This is a genomic window from Collinsella aerofaciens (assembly GCF_015561195.1).
In the GTDB taxonomy this organism is placed as follows: domain Bacteria; phylum Actinomycetota; class Coriobacteriia; order Coriobacteriales; family Coriobacteriaceae; genus Collinsella; species Collinsella aerofaciens_AC.
The window spans coordinates 419,293-438,112 of the sequence record NZ_JADMSU010000001.1 but is presented as its reverse complement, the minus strand read 5'-3'; the positions used below and the strand labels follow the sequence as shown (position 1 = coordinate 438,112).

Sequence of the window (18,820 nt, the reverse complement as noted above, 5' to 3'; positions counted from 1 at the left end):
GGGGTATCATGGCTTGGTTGCTATAACTCGCATTTACGCGCCTTGTAGGAAGGGGCTGCGCCCATGGCTTTTGAGCCTGCTCAACATAGCTTTATCACGCTCGAGGGCGTCGACGGCGCCGGCAAGTCCACGCAGGCGCGCCTGCTTGCCCGCGCGCTCGAACTCGCTGGCTACCAGGTTGTGAGCCTGCGCGAGCCGGGCGGCACCGCCATCAGCGAAAAGATTCGCGCTTTGCTGCTCGACCCCGCCAACACGGCGATGGGAGACACCTGCGAGTTGCTGCTCTACGAGGCGGCGCGCGCCCAGTTGGTGCACGAGGTCATAGTCCCCGCCCTTGCGGCCGGCAAGGTGGTCCTGTGCGATCGCTTCTACGATTCCACGACCTGCTACCAGGCATTTGCCGACGGCCTCGATCGCCAGATGGTGCGCGACGCCAACAACCTGGCCGTCGCGGGAACGCACCCGGCGCTCACACTCGTCTACCACATCACGCCCGAGCAGGCGGCGCTACGCATGGCAGCCCGTGGCGCGGCGGATCGCATGGAGGCCAAGGGCATGGCATTCCAGGAGCGTGTCTACGAGGGGTTTTGCGCAATTGCTGCCGAGGAGCCAAACCGCGTAAAGCTCATCGACGCCACTACGACCGTCGAGGAAGTCTTCGAGAAGACGGTCGAGCAGGTTCGCGCGTACGGTCTCGACATTCCGCGGGAAGCCGTCGCCGCCGCGCTTGCCAAGGAGGCCGAGTAACATGGCTCCCGCTCAGGCAAGCCTGCTGGCCAAGCTCGACACCCAAGAGCGCGTGCGCGACTTTTTGACCAATGCCGTCGCTAGCGGTCGCGCATCGCACGCCTACCTGTTTTTGGGCGCGCCCGGCGCGGGCAAGCTCGACGCCGCGTGGGCGCTCGCCCAGGCCTTCCTGTGCGAGCAGGACGGCTGCGGCGCATGCGACAGCTGCGTGCGCGTTGCTCGGCATACGCATCCCGACGTGCACTATTACACGCCCGAGAGCGCCACGGGTTACCTCATTGCCCAGACCCGCGAGCTGCTCGATGACGTGCCGCTGGCGCCCATCCGTGCCAAGGCCAAGGTCTACATCATCGACCGTGCCGAGCAGCTGCGCGCCAACACCGCCAACGCGCTGCTCAAAACACTCGAGGAGCCGCCCGAGGGCGTTATGTTCATCTTACTGGGCACCTCGGCCGACGTGATGCTGCCCACTATCGTGAGTCGTTGCCAGTGCGTGCCGTTTCGGCTGGTATCGCCCGCCGTCGCCGCGCAGGCCGTGAGCCGCGCCACCGGTCAGGACCCTGCGCGTTGCCGCATGGCGGTCGCCGTGGCGGGAAGCCCCACACGCGGCATCGAGTTTCTTAAGAGCGCCGAGCGCCAGGATGCCCGCCGTCAGATGGTCCGTGCCATCGACTCACTCATTGCCGCCGACGAGGCCGACGTGCTCAGCCGCGCCAAGTCGCTCATCGTCGCCGTTAAGGCGCCGCTCGCCGAGGTCAAGTCCACGCAGGAAAAGGTACTCGAGCAAAACGCCGACTACCTGTCGCGTGGAGCATTGAAGCAGCTTGAGGACCGCAACAAGCGCGAACTCAACGCGCGCGAGCGTTCGGGTATCATGGAAGCGCTGGCGAGCGCGCGGACGCTCATGCGCGACGTGCTGCTGACACTTCAGGACGAGGCAGCCGACGTGGTGAACGAGGATGTGCGCGACACGATCGGTCGGCTTGCCGTCGCGACCAATGTTGCGGGTGCCACCCAGGCGCTCGAGGCGGTCGCAACCGCCGAGCGCAACATCGCCAGAAACGTTACTCCCCAGCTGGCCATCGAGGTCATGCTGTTCGATATCAGGAAGGCACTGAAATGCCGTTAGTCGTACCCGTTAAGTTTACCTACGCCTCGCGCGACCTGTGGTTTGACCCGCAGGACCTGGATATCCTCGAGGCAGATTACGCTATTTGCTCCACCGAGCGCGGAACCGAGATCGGCCTGGTCACGGCTGATCCCTTCGAGGTACCGCAAGACGAGATCGGTCAGCCGCTCAAGCCCGTGCTGCGTGTGGCGAGCGACATCGACCTGCAGCTTGCCGACGACCTGGCCATCCAGGGTGACGAGGCCATGGTCGATTTCCGCCGTCTGGTCAAAGAGCTCGACCTCGAGATGAAGCCGGTCGGCGTCGAGTACCTGTTTGGCGGCGAGAAGGCCGTGTTCTACTTTGCCGCCGAGGAGCGCGTCGATTTTCGCCAGCTCGTCAAGGATCTGTCCTCGACGCTGCACATTCGCGTCGACATGCGCCAGATCGGCGTGCGCGACGAGACCCGCCTGGTGGGCGGCTATGCCCAGTGCGGCCAGGAGCTCTGTTGCACGCGCTTTGGCGGACAGTTTGAGCCCGTCTCGATCCGCATGGCAAAAGAGCAGGACCTGCCGCTCAATTCCTCCAAGATCAGCGGCGTGTGCGGCCGCCTGATGTGCTGCCTGCGCTACGAGTTCGAGGCCTACAAGGACTTTAAGAGCCGCGCGCCCAAAAAGAAGACGCTTATCGATACGCCACTTGGCAAGGCGCGTATTCAGGAATATGACACGCCGCGCGAGCAGCTGGTGCTGCGCCTGGAGAACGGCAAGGTCTTTAAGGTCAACCTGGCCGATATGACGTGCTCGGAGGGCTGCAAAAAGAAGGCTGCCGAGCAGGGCTGCAATTGCCGCCCCGACTGCGTGACGCGCGATGTGCTCGAGCGCATCGAGTCGCCCGAGATGCGCCTGGCGCTCATGGAACTCGATCGCGAGAACGGCGTCGACGTGGGCGATGGCCTGTCGAGTGCCGACCGTCTGGCCGGCACTTCGATGCCCAAGCGCCGTCGTCGCGATGCTGAATCCGATGCTCGCGCCGGTCAGGGGCAGGGCGAGGGTCGTGGCCGCGGAAAGGGCCGTGGCAATGCCGCAACGCCTGAGGCCGAGGAGGCCGCCGGTGGCCGTCGTCGTCGCAAGCGCGCAGGCTCGGGCGATGCTGCCGAGGCTGCAGCCGCGGGCAAGAACGCCTCTCGCGAGCGCGAGGTTCAGCAACCCCAGCAGCAGAATCGCGGCGGTGGCATGAACCCCACACGTCGCCGCCGCCGTCATCTGTCGAGCGAGGAGCGCGAGGACGCCTTCCGCGCCGCAGCTGCTCGCGAGGCTGGTGTCGCTTCCAAGGGCGCCTCGGCCTCCGATGCGTCTGCCGACAAGGGCGGCAAGTCACGTGGCGAGGATGAGCGCGCGCCGCGTCCGCGCCGTCGCCATTCCTCGGGCACGCAACAGAAGCCCTCAGTGCCCTCCGTTGCCGATCAGGTCTCGGATGGCGAGGTCAAGGTCACGCGCCGTCGTCCCGGAGATGGCGGGGGAGCGGCTGCCAAGGCTTCGCGTGGCGCCGCTCGCGACGAGCGCGAGTCGCGCGAAGATCGCGGTGGCGAGGGCTCGGCCGACCAGGGCCAAAAGCGCCGTCGCCGTCGCCGTTCCCGCAAGCCGCGCCAGAATGGTGGCGAGGGCTCGACCCCGTCTTCGGCCGCACCACAACCGCCCGCCGGCGAATAACGCCCGCGAGCGGATTTAACCCGCCTTACCTCAATCGCGTCGGGGTACCATAGCGCTGAATCAACAACCCTCCCTGCGACCGAACGTAGGGAGGGTTGTGTCTTGAAGAGCCATCTGAACAAATTGAGCCGTCTGCAGGGTGCCGGCGCCCTACCGTTTGCGGACGAATTGCTGCCGTTTGCCGAGCGGGCGGCACGCGAGGCACTCGAGGTATTGTCGCCAACACGATGTGCCGGCTGCGAGCGCGCCGGTGCGCTTATTTGCCAAGACTGCCTGGCCGCGCTCACGCTCATCGACCCACGTCATAGCTGTACCCGATGCGGCGCCCCGTTTGGGGATTTGCTGTGCACTGAGTGTTCGGTCGAGGGCACGTCCTCGGCAATGGCGGAGGCGCTCGACCGCTGCCTGGCGTGCTCCGTCTATGCGCATCCGCTGCCGCGCATCATTAAAGCGTACAAGGACGCGGGCGAGCGACGCCTGGCGCCGTATCTGGCGGAGCTGCTTTACGACACCGCCCTGCATGCCCAGGTCGTAGCGCCCGAACGCTTAGGAGGTGTGCTGTCCGGTGCGGATGCGGTGGTGTTTGTGCCTGCGACGGCGGCAGCGTTTCGGCGGCGTGGCTTTGATCATATGGAGGCCATTGCGCGCCCATTTTGCGAGCTGTCGGGTGTTCCCCTGCTCGATGCCCTCGTCAAGTACGGGCATAGCGACCAGCGCGAACTCGGTCGTGAGGAGCGTCGCGAGCGTGCCCAAGGCATGTACGAGACGGTTGAGGACGTGCGCGGCCGCCGCCTACTGCTTATCGATGATGTCATTACCACGGGCGCGACCATGGCAGCAGCCTCGGCGGAGCTCAAGCGTGCCGGCGCTGCGGCAGTCGATGGCCTTGCTATCGCACGTGTTTGGTAGGGGTGGTTTTGTGGCAGTGAAGATTGAGCGGCGCAACGAGCCGACAGGCGAACAGCTAGCGGCTTCCGTAATCCTAACAGGCGCTTCAGCGCTGCGCATGATGCGCGCCGAGCGCCGGCAGATGGGTTATATCAGCTGGAAGGACCTTAATCCCGATGAAGAGCGCCGTGTGCTGCGCACGTCGTCGCCCTCGACCGAGGATATCTATCTTCCTGACTTGGTGCGAATTGGAGCCAAAAGCGGCGAGGTGCAAGAAGATCTGTGCTTGCTGGTGGGATCTGCGGCGCAGCGCCGCCGCATGCCTGGCGTAGGCTGGTCCGTATGTTCCGGGTTGCCCGCCGGCTCGATTCTAGAGGTGGAACCGGGGGTGTACGGCCTATCTCCCGAGGCCCTTTGTGTTGCCGTTGCGCGCGAGGTCGGCTGCATCCAGGCGTTTGCCCTGGCCCAGGAGCTGTGCTCTAAGATTTCACTGAGCGACCGCGGGAAGTATCTGCCTCCCTACACCTCGCCTGTTACGAATAAACTTGCAAAGGACAAGGACCAGCCAGCAGACGTGGGCTACTTTGAAGTCGAGCCGGCGCTGACGCCCGATCGCCTGGCAGATTACCTTGCGGCATGCAAGGGGAATGTGGCCAAACAGCTGCTGCGCCTGTGCCCCTACCTGTCTGAAAACCTGCGCTCACCCATGGAGTGCATCATGCTCGCCCTGTTTTCGCTTCCGTTTTCCTATGGCGGGTTTGCCTGCGGACCTTTTAAGACCGACTGCAAGATCGAGTTCGATGACCGTGCGCAGGCAATCTCGGGGATGCCCCATGCAGTTTGCGATGCGTATCAAGAGGCAGCCCGGTTTGACCTGGAATACAACGGTGAGCTGGGCCATTCCTCTCGGAGGGGACGTATCCATGATGAAAAGCGCAACACGGGCTTGACTACTATGGGAATCGAGGTCGCGACGGTCAACAACGAAATGCTCTGCGACATGGAAGCGATGGAAGCGCTCGCATGGCGCATCCACCAGCGTATGCGAAAGCGGTACCGGAATCGTGTCGATGCCCGCAGGAAGAAACAAGAGGCGTTGCTTAACACGCTGCGGGCGTGTTTTGGGCTTAAGCCGGTCTAATTCACGTCGAAATTAGGGGGTTAATCATATGCCCTGGCCAAAATATGGCAAATATGAGTACTGTCATTAAATCAGTAACAGCAAAATCAAGGAATTTAGGACTCGGAGGCGGCATAAAGTAAGAAGATAATAAACAAATGTGGAATAACTAAGCATCAGGTTGGCGACACTAAGCGCAAAATCTGTCCGAGAGGCCAAAATTGCCTGTTACTAAATTGGTGACAGTACTCATATTTGCCATTTTTTGGCCACGGCACCCCAAGAAGGGCGCCCCGGAGCTCCCCATAGGGGAGCTCCGGGCTTCATGGGGGCACGAATAGCCCACTCCGACCTGCGAAATCTGTACTCGCGATGCGAATGACGCCCCTAACCTTAAACTTTAGCTTGAACTTAGCTATAATGCGCTACGTTCCTACCAGGCTGTGGTTGCGGACGGACGAAATGCCCGTCCTAGTCCAAGACAGACGCGGTCAAAGGGATCCACGTAAGCGACCGCGTGCGCGCGGCGCGATCATGGCGCGTCCTAGATGTAAGCCGCACCGTCCGTTCTACTTTCTTTGGGGCAATACCGCCTCGCGGGCGAGCGGGCCAGTCGTGAAGGTGGCTGCGGCCTCCCGAGCAAACACCCCGGTGCGCAAGTGTGGGGTCAAATACCAGGTCAGCTGGTGGGAACAATCTGATATTCCGCGCGACGCACGGATCGTATACGACACAGAAGGCAGGGTAGTGGATATGGTGAGGGGCAGCTTGATGCACGCGGCTCGGTTAGGTGCTGGGGCCGCAGCGGTCATCGCCGTTTTGGGCCTGAGCGGATGCGCGTTCAACCCGCTGTCTACGTTCACGACTCCCACGATCGACCAGATCGAGTACGAGACCGTCACGCCCACGGTGTCGGATGATGCCCTGGTCACTCCCGGTACCCTGACGGTTGCCCTCGATACCTCCGATGCGCCGCAGGCCATGCAGGGCGCCGACGGCGAGCTCACGGGGTATGCGGTCGACGCTGCCCGCGCCCTCGCAAGCCGCATGGGCCTCAAGGTCGCCTTTGTCGATGCGTCCTCGGCAGGTTCCGCGCTCGGCGACAAAAAGGCTGATATCTTTATCGGCGAGATCAACTCCACGGACGGGGACGTTAGCTCGCTCGGCACCTGCCTGTACGATGCCGCTTCCGTGTTCGGTAGAACCAGCGATGGTGGGTCGCTAAACGTTTCCACCGATACCCTTAACACGTCTACTCTGGGTGTCCAGGTGTCATCGGCCTCGCAGGAGGCGCTTGCTAAGCAGAGCATCACCGCCAACCAAAAGACCTACCCCAACATCAACGAGTGCTTTGAGGCGCTCGAGTCCGGCGAAGTCGACTATGTGATCTGCGACTCCACGGCCGGCGGCTACCTTGCACGCCTGATGAGCGAGATCTCCTATGTCGGTGCGCTCGAGGCGCCCTCGACGCTTGGTGTTGCGGGCCTCTCGTCCAATGACGAACTGTGCCGTGCCGTGAGCGATGCCCTCGACGGCATCACGGTCGACGGTACGCTCGAGGCAGTCCACTGCGTCTGGTATGGCACGATGCCCTACGACCTCACCACTAAGACAGTATCTGGTGTCAACCTTCAGTCGTCTGGCTCCGCATCCTCCGGCAGCGAGTCCTCCGATTCCAACAATGAGACCGCATCCTCCGAAGACAAATCGTCCAGCCAGGAAGACACCATCACCGACGACGACATTAACAAGCTTAATAGCTAGTTATTGCTAGGGGTGGCGTCTCCTATGCGCTAGGAGAGACGCCTCTTCACGGTTTCAACACGCACTGCCGGGCTTCTCCAATAGGGGAGCCCGGCTTTTTCATCTCTATAAAACCAGCAGGTCAAAGCCAATTTTCGGGACCAAATACAAAGTCGTCGTCGCCCTCCTATAGCGCACTTTGCCACAGAAAAGTGCGAGACTTCGGTATGCGGTATCAAGCAATCGTTATTCGGGTCTTTGGGAATCCGCGTGATTAAATGCACGGCAATGGGTACATAGCCAGTACAGTAAGTCCCCGAGGCAGATTGGAGCCACGTATGGATATCAAGGTTTCTGGACGCAAGACGACGGTAACCGATGCTCTGCGTGCGCATGTGGATGAGAAGATCGGCGAGGCGCTCAAGGTTTTCGATATCGAGCCCATGACGGTCGACGTTGTACTTCGCTATGAGAAGAACCCCTCGAACCCCAACCCGGCAATCGTCGAGGTTACGGTTCGCGCCCGCGGTTCGGTGATTCGCGTTGCCGAGCATGGTGCAGATATGTACGCCGCCATCGACCTCTCCGCCGATAAGGTCACCCGCCAGCTGCGCAAGTTCAAGACCAAGGTTGTGGACAACCGCCAGGGCGGTGCCAGCGCCGCGGATGTCGCGCCGGTCGAGCGCGTCGAGGATCTGGCCGACCTGCTGCTGCCCGAGGAGGACGACGACCTGCTCGTCCGCGAGAAGGTCATCGATGTCACCCCGATGACTGAGGAGCAGGCGCTGGTGCAGACCGATCTGCTCGGTCACGACTTCTACGTGTTCGAGAACGCGACGACTGGCCTCATCAATGTGGTGTATCACCGTAAGAATGGTGGATATGGCATCATCAAGCCCCGTATCGAAACACTTGACGAGTAAAATACGTTAACTTGCATGAGTTAACGGTTGGCGGCCATCCCATGCGGGTGGCCGCCTTTTTACGTAAGGAGTCGCTTTGATGGACAAGGTCGCATCCGCCGGTCATTCGGACCGTTGCCGCATCGTCGTCGATACCTGCTGCGACTTTAGCCCCGAGGTCGCCGCGAACCTCGATGTCGATATCTTGGGCTTCCCCTTCATTATCGATGGCGAGGAGCGCACGGATGACATCTGGTCGAGCATCACACCCAAGGAGTTCTACGACCGCATGCGCGCCGGTGCCCGTGTGTCCACCTCGGCTGTGTCGCTCGGTCGCTATATCGAGTTCTTTACCGAGTGCGCCAAAGAGGGTACGCCCACGGTCTACCTGTGCTTTACCTCGGCGCTGTCGTCGAGCTACAACTCCGCGTGCCAGGCGGCGGACGCCGTGCGCGCCGAGTATCCCAACTTTGAGCTGTACGTGGTCGACAACGCTCTGCCCTGTGCGACCGGCGAGCTCTTGGCGCTTGAGGCCGTGCGCCAGCGTTCGGCGGGACTGACCGCCAAGCAGCTGGTCGACTGGGCAAACGAGGCCAAGACCTATGTCCACGGTTACTTTACGCTCGAGAGCTTTGACGCGCTGGCTGCCGGCGGCCGCATTCCGCCCGCGGCGGCACAGCTCACGGCAAAGCTCGACGTCAAGCCCGAGCTCTCCTACGACCTGGCCGGCTCGCTGTCGCTGATCGGCGTCAACCGCGGCCGCAAGAAGGCGCTCAAGTCCATCCTCAAGTCGTTCCGCGAGAACTACGTGCCCGACCGCACCATGCCCATCGCCATCATGACGGCCGATGCCGAAAAGGACGGCGACTGGCTCGAGGCCGCCATCCGCAAGGAGGAGGGCTGCGCCGACGTCACGATCATTCGCAGCTCCGTGGGTCCCACCATCGGCTCGCACGTGGGCCCCGGCATGGTGGCTTGCGCGTTTTGGGGTAAGAACCGCGCCGACAAGGCGTCGCTTTCCGACCGCATCGCCCGCCGCGTGCGCGGCCAGTAGGCAAGTAACGCGGCCGTAATCGATCCCAACTCACAGCCCAAACGCTGGCACCGAGTATTCAACCTGGTAACAACACCCAACCCAAAAGGAAAGGTTTCATGGCAAACAAGCTCTCTGTCGCATTTATCGGCACCGGAATCATGGGTGCCCCCATCGCCGGCCACATCCTGGATGCCGGCTATCCCGTCACGGTCAACAACCGCACCAAGTCCAAGGCCGCCTCGCTTATCGAGCACGGCGCCGTCTGGGCCGATACGCCGGCAGATGCCGTGGCGAACGCCGACGTCGTCTTTACCATGGTGGGTTATCCCTCCGAGGTCGAGGAACTCTACCTGGCGGGCGACGGCCTGCTGGCCTGCACTAAGCCCGGCGCGGTGCTGATCGACCTCACCACGAGCTCGCCCGAGCTGGCGCGCGACATTGCCGAGGCCGCCCAGGTTTCCGGCCGCATGGCGTTTGACTGCCCCGTCACCGGCGGCGAGTCGGGTGCTATCGCCGGCACGCTCACGGCTATCGTGGGCGCTACCGAGAACGATATCGCCCCAGTCCGCGACATCCTTGCCACCTTTACGGCAAATATCTGCTGCTTCGATGGCGCCGGCAAGGGCCAGGCTGCCAAGCTCGCCAACCAGGTGTCGCTGGGCGCCTGCATGGTCGGTATGGCCGATGCGCTGGCATTTGCCGAGCTGAGCGGCCTTGACCTGGAGAAGACCCGCCAGATGATCCTGGGCGGCACCGGCAAGTCCGGCGCCATGGAGAGCCTGGCCCCCAAGGCGCTCGACGGCGACTACAAGCCCGGCTTTATGGTCGAGCACTTCATTAAGGACCTGCGCCTGGCCCTTGCCTACGCCGACGACCGCGAGCTTGCGCTGCCCGGTGCCGACGTGGCCTTTACGCTCTACGACATGCTCGACGCCATCGGTGGCGCCAAGCTGGGCACCCAGGCCATCACGGTCCTCTATAAGGAGGAGGCCGATGCCATTGCCGCCGGTCTGGACTGGTCGCAGTATCGTCCCGAGGAGCACGGTGCTCACGAGGAAGGCTGCGGTTGCGGCGAGCATGGCGACGACCACGAGTGCGGTTGTGGCCACCACCACGGCGAGGACCACGAGTGCTGCGGCGGCCACGGCCATGACGACGGCCACGAGTGCTGCTGCGGCCACCATCACGGGGAGTAGCGCCCATGAGCTGGACGTTCGTGGTGCTTGCGCTGGTGCTCTTTCTCTTTGCGATCTACATCGGCTTTTTGTGCGGCCAGTGGGCGTGCGAAAAGCGCGTGATCACCAAGCGCGACTACTGGATTGCCAACTTTGCAGGAGCGGCGGCAGTCGTCCTGCTGACCTGGGTGTTCTCGCTATTCCCGCTGGTGCAGTTTGCGCCGATCGGCTGGCTCGGTGGCTTTATCGCCGGTCTTAAGATGAGCTTTGGCGAGTCCGTCGGTCCGTGGCGCAAGCACGACGAGGTCTTTAACGTCAACAAGGCTCATCGAGCCGCCGCCGACGCGGGCGACGCCGAGGAGCGCCGCCGCGCACGTCGCAATGGCGCGGCCGACCGACAGCTCATCTCGGTCACCGATGACAGCAAGGGTGCTGGCAAGCACGCCAAGAAATAAAAAGAAGAGGTAACTATGGCAGAAAACAAAGACGAACAGCTCACCGACGAGGAGCTGGCACAGCTCCAGCTGGCAGAGGAGAACGAGAACGCCGTCGATCGCCTGGTCCAGGAGCTCGGCTGCCCCACGCGCCGCATCCGCCAGTTTGCCGCCCGCGTGCTGCACCTGCTTGCCGAGCGCGATCCGCAGCGCGTCGTGCCCTGCGTGCCCGCGTTGATCGAGGCACTCGACCGCCCCGAGGCGCAGACCCGCTGGGAGGCCCTCGATGCCCTGACGGCGCTCGCCACCACCTGCCCTGAGCAGCTGGGCGATGCCTTTGAGGGCGCCGAGACTGCACTGTTCGACGAGATCTCCTCCACGCTGCGCTATGCCGCCTTCCGCCTGCTGTGCGTGTGGGGTGCCACGAGTGTCGAGCGTTCGCGCGAGGCTTGGCCCATCCTGGACGAGGCCATCCAGTGCTACCACGGCGACCTTGAGTATCGCGACATGCTCGGTTGCCTGTACGAGTTTTGCCAGGGCGAGATCGACGCCGAGGTTGCCGAGAAGCTTGCGCTGCGCCTTAAGTTCGATGCCGAGAACGGTAAGGGCAGCTATCTCAAGGCCCGTTCGAGCGAGATTTGCGAAATGCTTGTTAAACGTTTTGGCCTGGATCTCTCCAAAAAGAAGAAGCGTGCTAGCGTTAAAAAATCTGACGACGCCGAAGACGAGGAGTAACAGATTATGGCGCACGATGTAGTCCTGATTCCCGGTGACGGTATCGGTCCCGAGATTACGCAGGCCATGCGCCGCGTGGTCGAGGCCACCGGTGTCCAGATCAACTGGAACGTCCAGGAGGCCGGTGCCGGCGTCATGGACGAGTTTGGCACGCCGCTGCCCCAACATGTGCTCGATGCGGTCGCCGAGACCAAGGTTGCCATCAAGGGCCCCATCACCACGCCGGTCGGCACGGGCTTCCGCAGCGTTAACGTCGCCCTGCGCAAGCACTTTGACCTGTACGCCTGCGTGCGCCCTTGTCTGTCGCAGCCGGGCGACGGCTCGCGTTTCCGCGACATCGACCTGGTCATCGTGCGCGAGAACACCGAGGACCTCTACGCCGGCATCGAGTTCGATGAGGGCGCTGCCGAGGTCGAGGAGCTCTCGCAGCTCGTCGAGCGTTCGGGCCAAAAGACCTTCGCCGCCGATTCCGCGATCTCGATTAAGCCGATCTCCATCGCCAAGAGCCGTCGCATTGTGGAGTATGCCTTTGAGTACGCCCGCCGCTGTGGCCGCAAAAAGGTGACGGCCGTGCACAAGGCCAACATCATGAAGGCGACCGACGGCCTGTTCCTGCGCGTTGCGCGCGAGGTGGCCGCCAACTATCCCGATATCGAGTTTAACGACAAGATCGTCGACGCCACCTGCATGGGCCTGGTCCAGAACCCCAACGACTTCGATGTCCTGGTGCTGCCCAACCTGTACGGCGACATCGTGAGCGACCTGTGCGCTGGCCTGGTGGGCGGCCTGGGTATGGCCCCCGGCTCCAACATCGGTGCCGATTGCGCCATCTTCGAGGCAACGCACGGCTCCGCGCCCGATATCGCGGGCCAGGATATCGCCAACCCCACGGCCGAGATCCTCTCTGCTGCGATGATGCTCGATCACCTGGGCGAGAACGACGCTGCCAATCGCATTCGCGCCGCCGTCTCTGCCACGCTCGACGAGGGCGAGCAGGTCACCGGTGACGTGCGTCGTGCCCAGACCGGCTCCGTTGAGGGCGCTGTGGGCACGCAGGCCTTTGCCGATGCTGTTATCGCGCACCTGGCCTAAGGTATGCACGCTGCAAACGCCTAAATAGTACTTAAGTGTTTGCGTATAACCTAAGAATCAATACGCCCGGCGCCTCGTCGGGCGTATTCTATTGAGGACTATGTTTCCTAACAAGGAGTAACCGATATGGGTCTGATTCAAAAGAAGGACGAGAAGGACGAGATCGACGGCATCCAGATCATCGAGCGCGGCGAAGGCCCCGACGGTGATGAGGACGAGAAGATCGACCTGGTCGCCGGCACGTCTGCCGAACATATCGCCGCTGGCACGACCGCCGAGGAGGAGGACGCTCGCCTGGAGGCAAAGATCGCCGCGGATGCTGCTGACGAGAACCTCATGCCCGAGGAGCAGGACGAGAACGACGACTCCGACGAAGACGACCATGCATCCAAGCACAAGAAGATGATGATCGCCGCCTTCGTGGTTGCAGTCGTGATCGCTGCGGTGGTCGGCTTCTTTATTGGCAATGGCGGCTTTGGCGGCAAGGGTGTCGGCTCGGCGACCCTCACCGAGGACCAGCTCGATTCGACCGTGGCGAGCTATAGCTACAACGGCAAGAAGAGCGATATCACCGCGCGCGAGGCCATCGAGAGCCAGTACAGCCTCGACACCGTCAAGGATAGCGATGGCAACTACACCGCTCCTTCTGCCGACGTCATCCTGTCCTACGTGCGCAACAAGATCCTGCTCGATGCTGCCGAGGACGAGGGCATTACCGTTTCTTCCAAGGAAATGAAGCAGTACGCCGAGGACTCTATCGGCACCTCCGACTACAAGACCATGGCCACGCAGTACGGCGTGTCCAAGGAACAGGCCAAGCAGATCGTCCGTCAGTCCGCGACGCTGCAGAAGCTTTACAAGAAGAAGGTGGGCGACGGCTCCGCAAACATGCCGACCGCCCCGACCGAGCCTGCTGACGGCAACGAGGAGGCCGCGAGCAAGGACTACGCCGACTACATCATCAACCTTGCCGGCGATGAGTGGGATAGCGAGAAGGGCACTTGGAAGGATGCCGACAGCACCTATGCCAAGGCCTTTGCCGACGATGCCTTTACGGCCGATAGCGCAACCTATAAGCAGGCCATGACCGCCTATTACACCGCCTACCAGCAGTACTCTTCGCAGGCTTCGAGCGCCAGCTCCAAGTGGACCGAGTATGCTAACGGCCTCTACGCCAAGGCCAACATCAGCATCTACGGCCTGTTTGCATAAAGAGTCGCACGGCTCATCGAGCATCTAGCCGATTGACAGCAGAAAGCCCGCCAGCACGGAAGTCGTACTGGCGGGCTTTTTGCGTTGAGGGCGTGATTGGCGGCTTAATTATGGCTATTCATCTTTAAGTCCAAAAAGGCTATCGGCTTCATCGTCGGATATATATTCCAGTACATCGCCCGGTTGGCAGTCGAGTGCCCGGCATATCGCGTCAAGAGTTGAAAAACGTATGGCAGAAACCTTGCCCGTCTTAATGCGTGACATATTGACCTGGGAGATGCCCACACGTTCCGCAAGCTCTTTGGATGAGATCTTGCGTTCGGCGAGCATGCGGTCAAGCCGCAGAATAATCATGGATTCCCCCTAGAGCAACTCGTCATCTTGTTTTTGCAGGATATACCCGTAGCGGAAGACGCTGGCTATCAGGCAAATAATCAGGCCTGCAAAGAGCATGGAAGGCTCGAATAGCTGGCCGACGAACGCATCCGTAAAGCTGCCGCCAAATCCTGAGAGTATCATTCCCGTGATTACGGCACCAAGAAGCCTCACGGCAACGCCGCCGATAAGGAATAAATGTCCTACTCGACGAAGCGTATGGTTGCATTCAAGGTCAAAGGGCCTGCCTTCCTTTTCAATGTTGAAGAAAAGCCTGCGCACGCTTAGCGCGATGGTAAGCGCGAGGCATGTCATCAAGAGGCTCCCTATGGCAGTGTGACCATCGTGTGCAACGAGCATAAGTGGGGCCTGCGCATCGGTACCGATGATGGCAAGGCACGGTCCTTCGCCGGCATGAAGTTCTACGGATTGGAGACACGACCCTTGGGAGAGGCCAGGCAATATGAGTAGAAGGTCAATCGCAATGACTGCGAGGAGTCCCAGAGCGAGCGCTGTGGTAATGCAGATTGTGGCCCGTTTGCAGATGCGAGCGAGCTTCCTAAGTTTGGCTATCGTCTGTTCGCGGCTGATGGTTTCATTCGATATAGATGCGTCTCGATGGACCATAATCCCTCCAATCGGCGTTTTGTATGATACTTGTATCATATCAGAATTAATGATAAACGATAAATAATTACGGATACTGAGTAAGTAGTGATCGAAAACGATTAGCGTGAGCTATTAGCTCATTTTGGATGCCGGAGTTTAGCGCGCGGGGGATGAGGACAAATGCCAAAACGTCCCGTGATCGCGCAAGTGCTTCATCGGGTTTCCTCAATTCATCCGGGAAAACGGCTGCAAACGATTGCAAATAACCGGTGAACGGTCGAAAACTACCGTTCACCGATAATATCGAAACTGGTTCTAACTGGTATTAAGTCAAAAAGACCAATTCACAAATCTTCACAATGACCTGCAATTTTTCTACACGCCATTTTTAGCCACCCTGCGTTGTTTAGACACAGAAAAGGTTCCGATCTTTCGCCAAAACATTTCGAAACGGTTTCAAAACCGCAGGTAGAAGTGTTAACGAGCGGTAAACGGTCGATTTTTTACCGTGAGCGGTGCAAAAACGTTTTACTGTATGAATCAACGAAAGCGACCTCTTCTGTGGTGATATAGTGACAACAACACGTCACGTGGTTACTACCAGTTGAGAGACCACTGGTTCTCAAAGAACGCTTTCCAAGAAGCTTTAAGGGCAAGCGCCCGCTGGCTTCCGAACATCATCGGACTCAGATCGTACACACCTTCGGAAGGGAAATTTGAATGGTTGGCTTTATTCTTACCGGTCATGGACAGTTCGCACCCGGCCTTGCAAGCGCTATCGCTATGGTTGCCGGTGACCAGCCCGCTTTTACCGTCGTTCCTTTTGAGGGCGACCAGGCTGCTTCCTACGGTGAGGATCTCCGCGCCGCTATCACCGCCATGCGCGAGGAGTGCGATGGCGTGCTCGTCTTTACCGACCTGCTCGGTGGTACCCCGTTTAACCAGGCAATGATGATTGCCCAGGATGTCGACAATGTCGAGGTTCTGACCGGCACCAACCTTCCCATGGTTATTGAGCTTCTGTTCCTCCGCGGTAACGCCACGCTCGCCGAGCTTGGCGAGCAGGCCGTGACCGTTGGCCAGACGGGCATCACCGCCCAGACGGTCGCATCCGTTGCCGGCTCCGAGGAAGAGGATATCTTCGGCGACGAGGACGGCATCTAATGGCCGATTTCGGAGCCAACGTTCTGAGCTCCTCGGTCGCCCTTTTAGGCCTGCTTGTCATCATGGGCTTGATTTACACCATCTGGTCGCAAGTCAACATGAAGAAGAAGCAGAGGTACTTCAAAGAGCTGCACACCGAGCTCAAGCCGGGTCAGGAGGTTCTTTTCGCCGGCGGTATCTACGGAACCGTCAAAGGCATCGAAGGCGAAAAGGTCCAGATTAAAGTCCGATCCGGTGCCGTCGTAGATGTTTCGCGTTACGCGATTCAGGAGATCAAGTAACTGTCGTCAGCAAATAACGAAAGGAAGCTGATCAACATGGCAGAACCCAACATTCTTCTTACCCGCATCGATAACCGACTGGTCCATGGTCAGGTCGCTACCCAGTGGAACTCCACCCTGGGCTCTAACCTCATCCTCGTCGCCAACGACGACGTGTCGACCAACACCATGCGCCAGAACCTCATGAAGATGGCCGCTCCCACCGGCGTCGCTACGCGTTTCTTCTCCCTGCAGAAGACCATCGACGTCATCGGCAAGGCGAGCCCGCGCCAGAAGATCTTCATCGTGGCCGAAACACCGGAAGACGTGCTTACGCTCGTCAAGGGCGGTGTGCCTATAAAGAAGGTAAACATCGGCAACATGCACATGTCGGAAGGAAAGCGCCAAGTCGCCACCTCCGTCGCAGTTAACGACGAGGATGTCGCTGCGTTTAAAGAGCTGCAGGAATTGGGGGTGGAGTTGGAGATCAGGCGCGTTCCGAGCACGCCTGTTGAGGACACGAGCAAGCTCTTCTCGTAATCCTCGTGATCCACGTTGTCAGGAGTGAAACCCTGACATTCTGTACGTGAAATCCAAAGTGCGTACATACATTTTGAAAGGAGGAGCAAGATGGAATACACGATCTTCCAGGTCGCTCTGGTCTTCATCGTCACGTTTGTCGCGGCAATCGACCAGTTTAACTTCCTCGAGTCTCTCTATCAGCCCATCGTCACCGGCGCCGTCATCGGTCTTATCCTTGGCGACCTCAACACCGGTCTTCTCGTGGGTGGTACTTATCAGCTCATGACGATCGGCAACATGCCGATCGGAGGTGCTCAGCCGCCTAACGCTGTTATCGGCGGCATCATGGCAGCCATTCTCGCTATTGCTACGGGCCTCGAGCCCAACGCGGCAGTCGGCCTTGCCATTCCGTTCGCTCTGCTTGGTCAGCTCGGCGTTACCCTGGTCTTCACGCTTATGTCGCCGCTCATGTCCTCCGCGGACAACATGGCTCACAACGCTGACACCAAGGGTATCGAGCGTCTGAACTACTTCGCCATGGCTCTGCTCGGCCTGATCTTCGCCGTCGTCGTCACCCTGTTCTTCATCGCTGGCGCCACCATCGGTCAGACCATCGCTTCCGCCATCCCGACTTGGCTGCAGACCGGTCTCTCCGCTGCAGGCGGCATGATGCGCTTCGTCGGCTTCGCCGTCCTGCTCAAGGTTATGATGAACCGCGATATGTGGGGCTTCTTCCTCATGGGCTTTGGCCTCGCGCTCATCACCGTTGCCAACGATTCTCTGGCAACCCCTGCTCTGCTCATCCTCGCTCTCATCGGCTTCGGCATCGCTTTCTGGGACTTCCAGCAGCAGACCGAGCTGAAGGGTGCAGCTGTTTCTGACGGAGGTGACTTCGAAGATGGCATCTAATGAGTATGTGATCCCGGAGCACTACGAGGATCTCACTCCTGCTCCGCAGCTCGACCAGAAGACCCTCAACAAGATGGCTTGGCGCTCCTGCTTCCTGCAGGCATCGTTCAACTACGAGCGCATGCAGGCCGCCGGCTGGCTCTACTCCATCATCCCCGGTCTGGAGAAGATCCACACCAACAAGAACGACCTCGCGGCTTCCATGAGCCACAACCTGGAGTTCTTCAACACCCACCCGTTCCTCGTCACCTTTGTTATGGGTATCGTGCTTTCGCTCGAGCAGAACAAGGTTGACATCCCCACGATCCGCGCCGTCCGCGTCGCCGCAATGGGCCCGCTCGGTGGTATCGGTGACGCCCTGTTCTGGCTGACGCTCGTGCCTATCACGGCCGGCATCACCTCCAACATGGCCATCAACGGCAACGCCGCTGCGCCGATCATCTTCCTGGTGATCTTCAACGCCGTCCAGTTCGCTCTGCGCTTCTGGCTCATGAACTGGTCCTACAAGCTTGGCACCAGCGCTATTGACGCTCTGACCGCCAACATGCAGGCCTTCACGCGTGCCGCTTCCATCATGGGCGTCTTCGTCGTCGGTTGCCTGGTCGTCACCATGGGTGGCACCCAGATCAACCTCCAGATCCCCAACGGCACCACCCGTGGCCTCTCCGCCAATACCGTGATCGTCTCCGAGAAGGAGGCCAAGAACTTCACCGGTATGGAGGGCATCGATACCGAGACCGCTGAGGCCGGTACCATCGCCATGACCGATAAGGACGGCAACGCCCTTACCGCTTCCGATGCCGACGGCAACGCTGTCACGTGCGGCGTCACCGATCTGGGCAACGGCATGGAGTCCGTTACCTACGGCACCGTCACCGAGGATCCGGTCAACTTCTCTGTTGCCGACACCCTCAACACCATCGTCCCGAAGCTCGTCCCGCTTATGCTTACGCTGCTGCTTTACTACATGTTCGCTAAGCACAGCTGGACCCCGACCAAGGGCATTCTCCTGCTCTTCGTCCTGGGCATCCTGGGCGCTGGCCCGCTTGGTCTCTGGCCGAGCATCTGGTAAGGCTC

20 protein-coding genes are annotated in these 18,820 nt (G+C 60.5%); 18 read left to right on the top strand and 2 right to left on the bottom strand.

Going from position 1 to position 18,820, the window contains the following annotated elements; translation table 11 throughout:
• Window positions 1–63 precede the first annotated feature (63 nt).
• The 13 genes from tmk (at window position 64) to I2H81_RS01890 (ending at window position 13,904) form a co-directional block, all read left to right on the top strand.
• Window positions 64–747: a dTMP kinase gene (tmk, locus tag I2H81_RS01950; RefSeq protein ID WP_195644318.1), complete on the top strand. Its 684-nt coding sequence runs from the start codon at window positions 64–66 to the stop codon at window positions 745–747.
• A 1-nt stretch (window position 748) separates the two neighbouring features.
• Entirely contained in the window at window positions 749–1,876 is a 1,128-nt protein-coding gene (locus I2H81_RS01945; protein WP_195644317.1) for a DNA polymerase III subunit, read from the top strand.
• The gene (locus I2H81_RS01940; protein ID WP_195644316.1) at window positions 1,867–3,567 is read left to right on the top strand and encodes a PSP1 domain-containing protein; all 1,701 of its coding nucleotides are present in this window, start codon (window positions 1,867–1,869) and stop codon (window positions 3,565–3,567) included. Before I2H81_RS01945 ends, I2H81_RS01940 begins: the two co-directional genes overlap by 10 nt.
• A gap of 102 nt (window positions 3,568–3,669) precedes the next feature.
• Window positions 3,670–4,476, top strand: coding sequence for a double zinc ribbon domain-containing protein (locus I2H81_RS01935; RefSeq protein WP_229107996.1), 807 nt, complete (start codon window positions 3,670–3,672; stop codon window positions 4,474–4,476).
• Between the two features lie 10 nt (window positions 4,477–4,486).
• Window positions 4,487–5,596 (top strand): hypothetical protein, encoded by a 1,110-nt coding sequence (locus tag I2H81_RS01930; RefSeq protein ID WP_195644315.1) that lies wholly within the window; start codon window positions 4,487–4,489, stop codon window positions 5,594–5,596.
• 750 nt (window positions 5,597–6,346) lie between these two features.
• On the top strand, window positions 6,347–7,339 hold the full coding sequence (locus tag I2H81_RS01925) for a substrate-binding periplasmic protein (protein WP_195644314.1): 993 nt from the start codon (window positions 6,347–6,349) through the stop codon (window positions 7,337–7,339).
• A gap of 317 nt (window positions 7,340–7,656) precedes the next feature.
• Complete coding sequence (hpf, locus tag I2H81_RS01920; RefSeq protein ID WP_055285508.1) at window positions 7,657–8,241, top strand: ribosome hibernation-promoting factor, HPF/YfiA family; 585 nt, start codon at window positions 7,657–7,659, stop codon at window positions 8,239–8,241.
• 79 nt (window positions 8,242–8,320) lie between these two features.
• On the top strand, window positions 8,321–9,274 hold the full coding sequence (locus I2H81_RS01915; protein WP_195644313.1) for a DegV family protein: 954 nt from the start codon (window positions 8,321–8,323) through the stop codon (window positions 9,272–9,274).
• Between the two features lie 98 nt (window positions 9,275–9,372).
• Entirely contained in the window at window positions 9,373–10,452 is a 1,080-nt protein-coding gene (locus I2H81_RS01910) for an NAD(P)-dependent oxidoreductase (protein WP_195644312.1), read from the top strand.
• Window positions 10,453–10,457: 5 nt separating this feature from the next.
• Window positions 10,458–10,886, top strand: a complete 429-nt coding sequence (locus tag I2H81_RS01905) for a hypothetical protein (protein ID WP_055310425.1) — start codon at window positions 10,458–10,460, stop codon at window positions 10,884–10,886.
• A 15-nt stretch (window positions 10,887–10,901) separates the two neighbouring features.
• Window positions 10,902–11,600: a HEAT repeat domain-containing protein gene (locus I2H81_RS01900; RefSeq protein WP_117564743.1), complete on the top strand. Its 699-nt coding sequence runs from the start codon at window positions 10,902–10,904 to the stop codon at window positions 11,598–11,600.
• Between the two features lie 6 nt (window positions 11,601–11,606).
• Window positions 11,607–12,692: an isocitrate/isopropylmalate dehydrogenase family protein gene (locus I2H81_RS01895; protein WP_195644311.1), complete on the top strand. Its 1,086-nt coding sequence runs from the start codon at window positions 11,607–11,609 to the stop codon at window positions 12,690–12,692.
• A gap of 126 nt (window positions 12,693–12,818) precedes the next feature.
• Window positions 12,819–13,904 (top strand): hypothetical protein, encoded by a 1,086-nt coding sequence (locus tag I2H81_RS01890; protein WP_195644310.1) that lies wholly within the window; start codon window positions 12,819–12,821, stop codon window positions 13,902–13,904.
• Between the two features lie 114 nt (window positions 13,905–14,018).
• Here the strand turns inward: I2H81_RS01890 and I2H81_RS01885 are convergent, their stop codons facing one another.
• A complete protein-coding gene (locus I2H81_RS01885) occupies window positions 14,019–14,258 on the bottom strand; it encodes a helix-turn-helix domain-containing protein (protein WP_118388347.1) in 240 nt (79 codons plus the stop codon).
• 9 nt (window positions 14,259–14,267) lie between these two features.
• Window positions 14,268–14,594, bottom strand: coding sequence for a DUF2975 domain-containing protein (locus I2H81_RS01880; RefSeq protein ID WP_195644309.1), 327 nt, complete (start codon window positions 14,592–14,594; stop codon window positions 14,268–14,270).
• Window positions 14,595–15,608: 1,014 nt separating this feature from the next.
• Between I2H81_RS01880 and agaF the strand changes: the two genes are divergently transcribed.
• The 5 genes from agaF to I2H81_RS01855 all read left to right on the top strand — a co-directional run bounded on the left by agaF (window position 15,609) and on the right by I2H81_RS01855 (window position 18,815).
• On the top strand, window positions 15,609–16,052 hold the full coding sequence (gene agaF, locus I2H81_RS01875; RefSeq protein WP_117648358.1) for a PTS galactosamine/N-acetylgalactosamine transporter subunit IIA: 444 nt from the start codon (window positions 15,609–15,611) through the stop codon (window positions 16,050–16,052).
• A complete protein-coding gene (yajC, locus tag I2H81_RS01870; RefSeq protein ID WP_195644308.1) occupies window positions 16,052–16,333 on the top strand; it encodes a preprotein translocase subunit YajC in 282 nt (93 codons plus the stop codon). The genes agaF and yajC overlap by 1 nt, the downstream gene beginning before the upstream one ends.
• Window positions 16,334–16,369: 36 nt before the next feature.
• Window positions 16,370–16,852, top strand: coding sequence for a PTS N-acetylgalactosamine transporter subunit IIB (gene agaV, locus I2H81_RS01865; RefSeq protein ID WP_117640370.1), 483 nt, complete (start codon window positions 16,370–16,372; stop codon window positions 16,850–16,852).
• A gap of 90 nt (window positions 16,853–16,942) precedes the next feature.
• Complete coding sequence (locus tag I2H81_RS01860) at window positions 16,943–17,743, top strand: PTS mannose/fructose/sorbose/N-acetylgalactosamine transporter subunit IIC (protein ID WP_035137676.1); 801 nt, start codon at window positions 16,943–16,945, stop codon at window positions 17,741–17,743.
• A complete protein-coding gene (locus I2H81_RS01855; RefSeq protein WP_195644307.1) occupies window positions 17,733–18,815 on the top strand; it encodes a PTS system mannose/fructose/sorbose family transporter subunit IID in 1,083 nt (360 codons plus the stop codon). The genes I2H81_RS01860 and I2H81_RS01855 overlap by 11 nt, the downstream gene beginning before the upstream one ends.
• The last annotated feature ends 5 nt before the right edge of the window (window positions 18,816–18,820 follow it).

Excerpts from the sequence above, each read along its gene's own strand:
- I2H81_RS01910 (WP_195644312.1), top strand. The coding sequence starts at position 9,373 with ATGGCAAACAAGCTCTCTGTCGCATTTATCGGCACCGGAATCATGGGT.
- I2H81_RS01860 (WP_035137676.1), top strand. The coding sequence starts at position 16,943 with ATGGAATACACGATCTTCCAGGTCGCTCTGGTCTTCATCGTCACGTTT.
- I2H81_RS01915 (WP_195644313.1), top strand. The coding sequence starts at position 8,321 with ATGGACAAGGTCGCATCCGCCGGTCATTCGGACCGTTGCCGCATCGTC.
- I2H81_RS01890 (WP_195644310.1), top strand. The coding sequence starts at position 12,819 with ATGGGTCTGATTCAAAAGAAGGACGAGAAGGACGAGATCGACGGCATC.
- tmk (WP_195644318.1), top strand. The coding sequence starts at position 64 with ATGGCTTTTGAGCCTGCTCAACATAGCTTTATCACGCTCGAGGGCGTC.
- I2H81_RS01940 (WP_195644316.1), top strand. The coding sequence starts at position 1,867 with ATGCCGTTAGTCGTACCCGTTAAGTTTACCTACGCCTCGCGCGACCTG.
- yajC (WP_195644308.1), top strand. The coding sequence starts at position 16,052 with ATGGCCGATTTCGGAGCCAACGTTCTGAGCTCCTCGGTCGCCCTTTTA.
- I2H81_RS01885 (WP_118388347.1), bottom strand. The coding sequence starts at position 14,258 with ATGATTATTCTGCGGCTTGACCGCATGCTCGCCGAACGCAAGATCTCA.
- I2H81_RS01925 (WP_195644314.1), top strand. The coding sequence starts at position 6,347 with ATGCACGCGGCTCGGTTAGGTGCTGGGGCCGCAGCGGTCATCGCCGTT.
- I2H81_RS01855 (WP_195644307.1), top strand. The coding sequence starts at position 17,733 with ATGGCATCTAATGAGTATGTGATCCCGGAGCACTACGAGGATCTCACT.
- I2H81_RS01895 (WP_195644311.1), top strand. The coding sequence starts at position 11,607 with ATGGCGCACGATGTAGTCCTGATTCCCGGTGACGGTATCGGTCCCGAG.
- agaV (WP_117640370.1), top strand. The coding sequence starts at position 16,370 with ATGGCAGAACCCAACATTCTTCTTACCCGCATCGATAACCGACTGGTC.
- I2H81_RS01900 (WP_117564743.1), top strand. The coding sequence starts at position 10,902 with ATGGCAGAAAACAAAGACGAACAGCTCACCGACGAGGAGCTGGCACAG.
- hpf (WP_055285508.1), top strand. The coding sequence starts at position 7,657 with ATGGATATCAAGGTTTCTGGACGCAAGACGACGGTAACCGATGCTCTG.
- agaF (WP_117648358.1), top strand. The coding sequence starts at position 15,609 with ATGGTTGGCTTTATTCTTACCGGTCATGGACAGTTCGCACCCGGCCTT.
- I2H81_RS01905 (WP_055310425.1), top strand. The coding sequence starts at position 10,458 with ATGAGCTGGACGTTCGTGGTGCTTGCGCTGGTGCTCTTTCTCTTTGCG.
- I2H81_RS01880 (WP_195644309.1), bottom strand. The coding sequence starts at position 14,594 with ATGACATGCCTCGCGCTTACCATCGCGCTAAGCGTGCGCAGGCTTTTC.
- I2H81_RS01945 (WP_195644317.1), top strand. The coding sequence starts at position 749 with ATGGCTCCCGCTCAGGCAAGCCTGCTGGCCAAGCTCGACACCCAAGAG.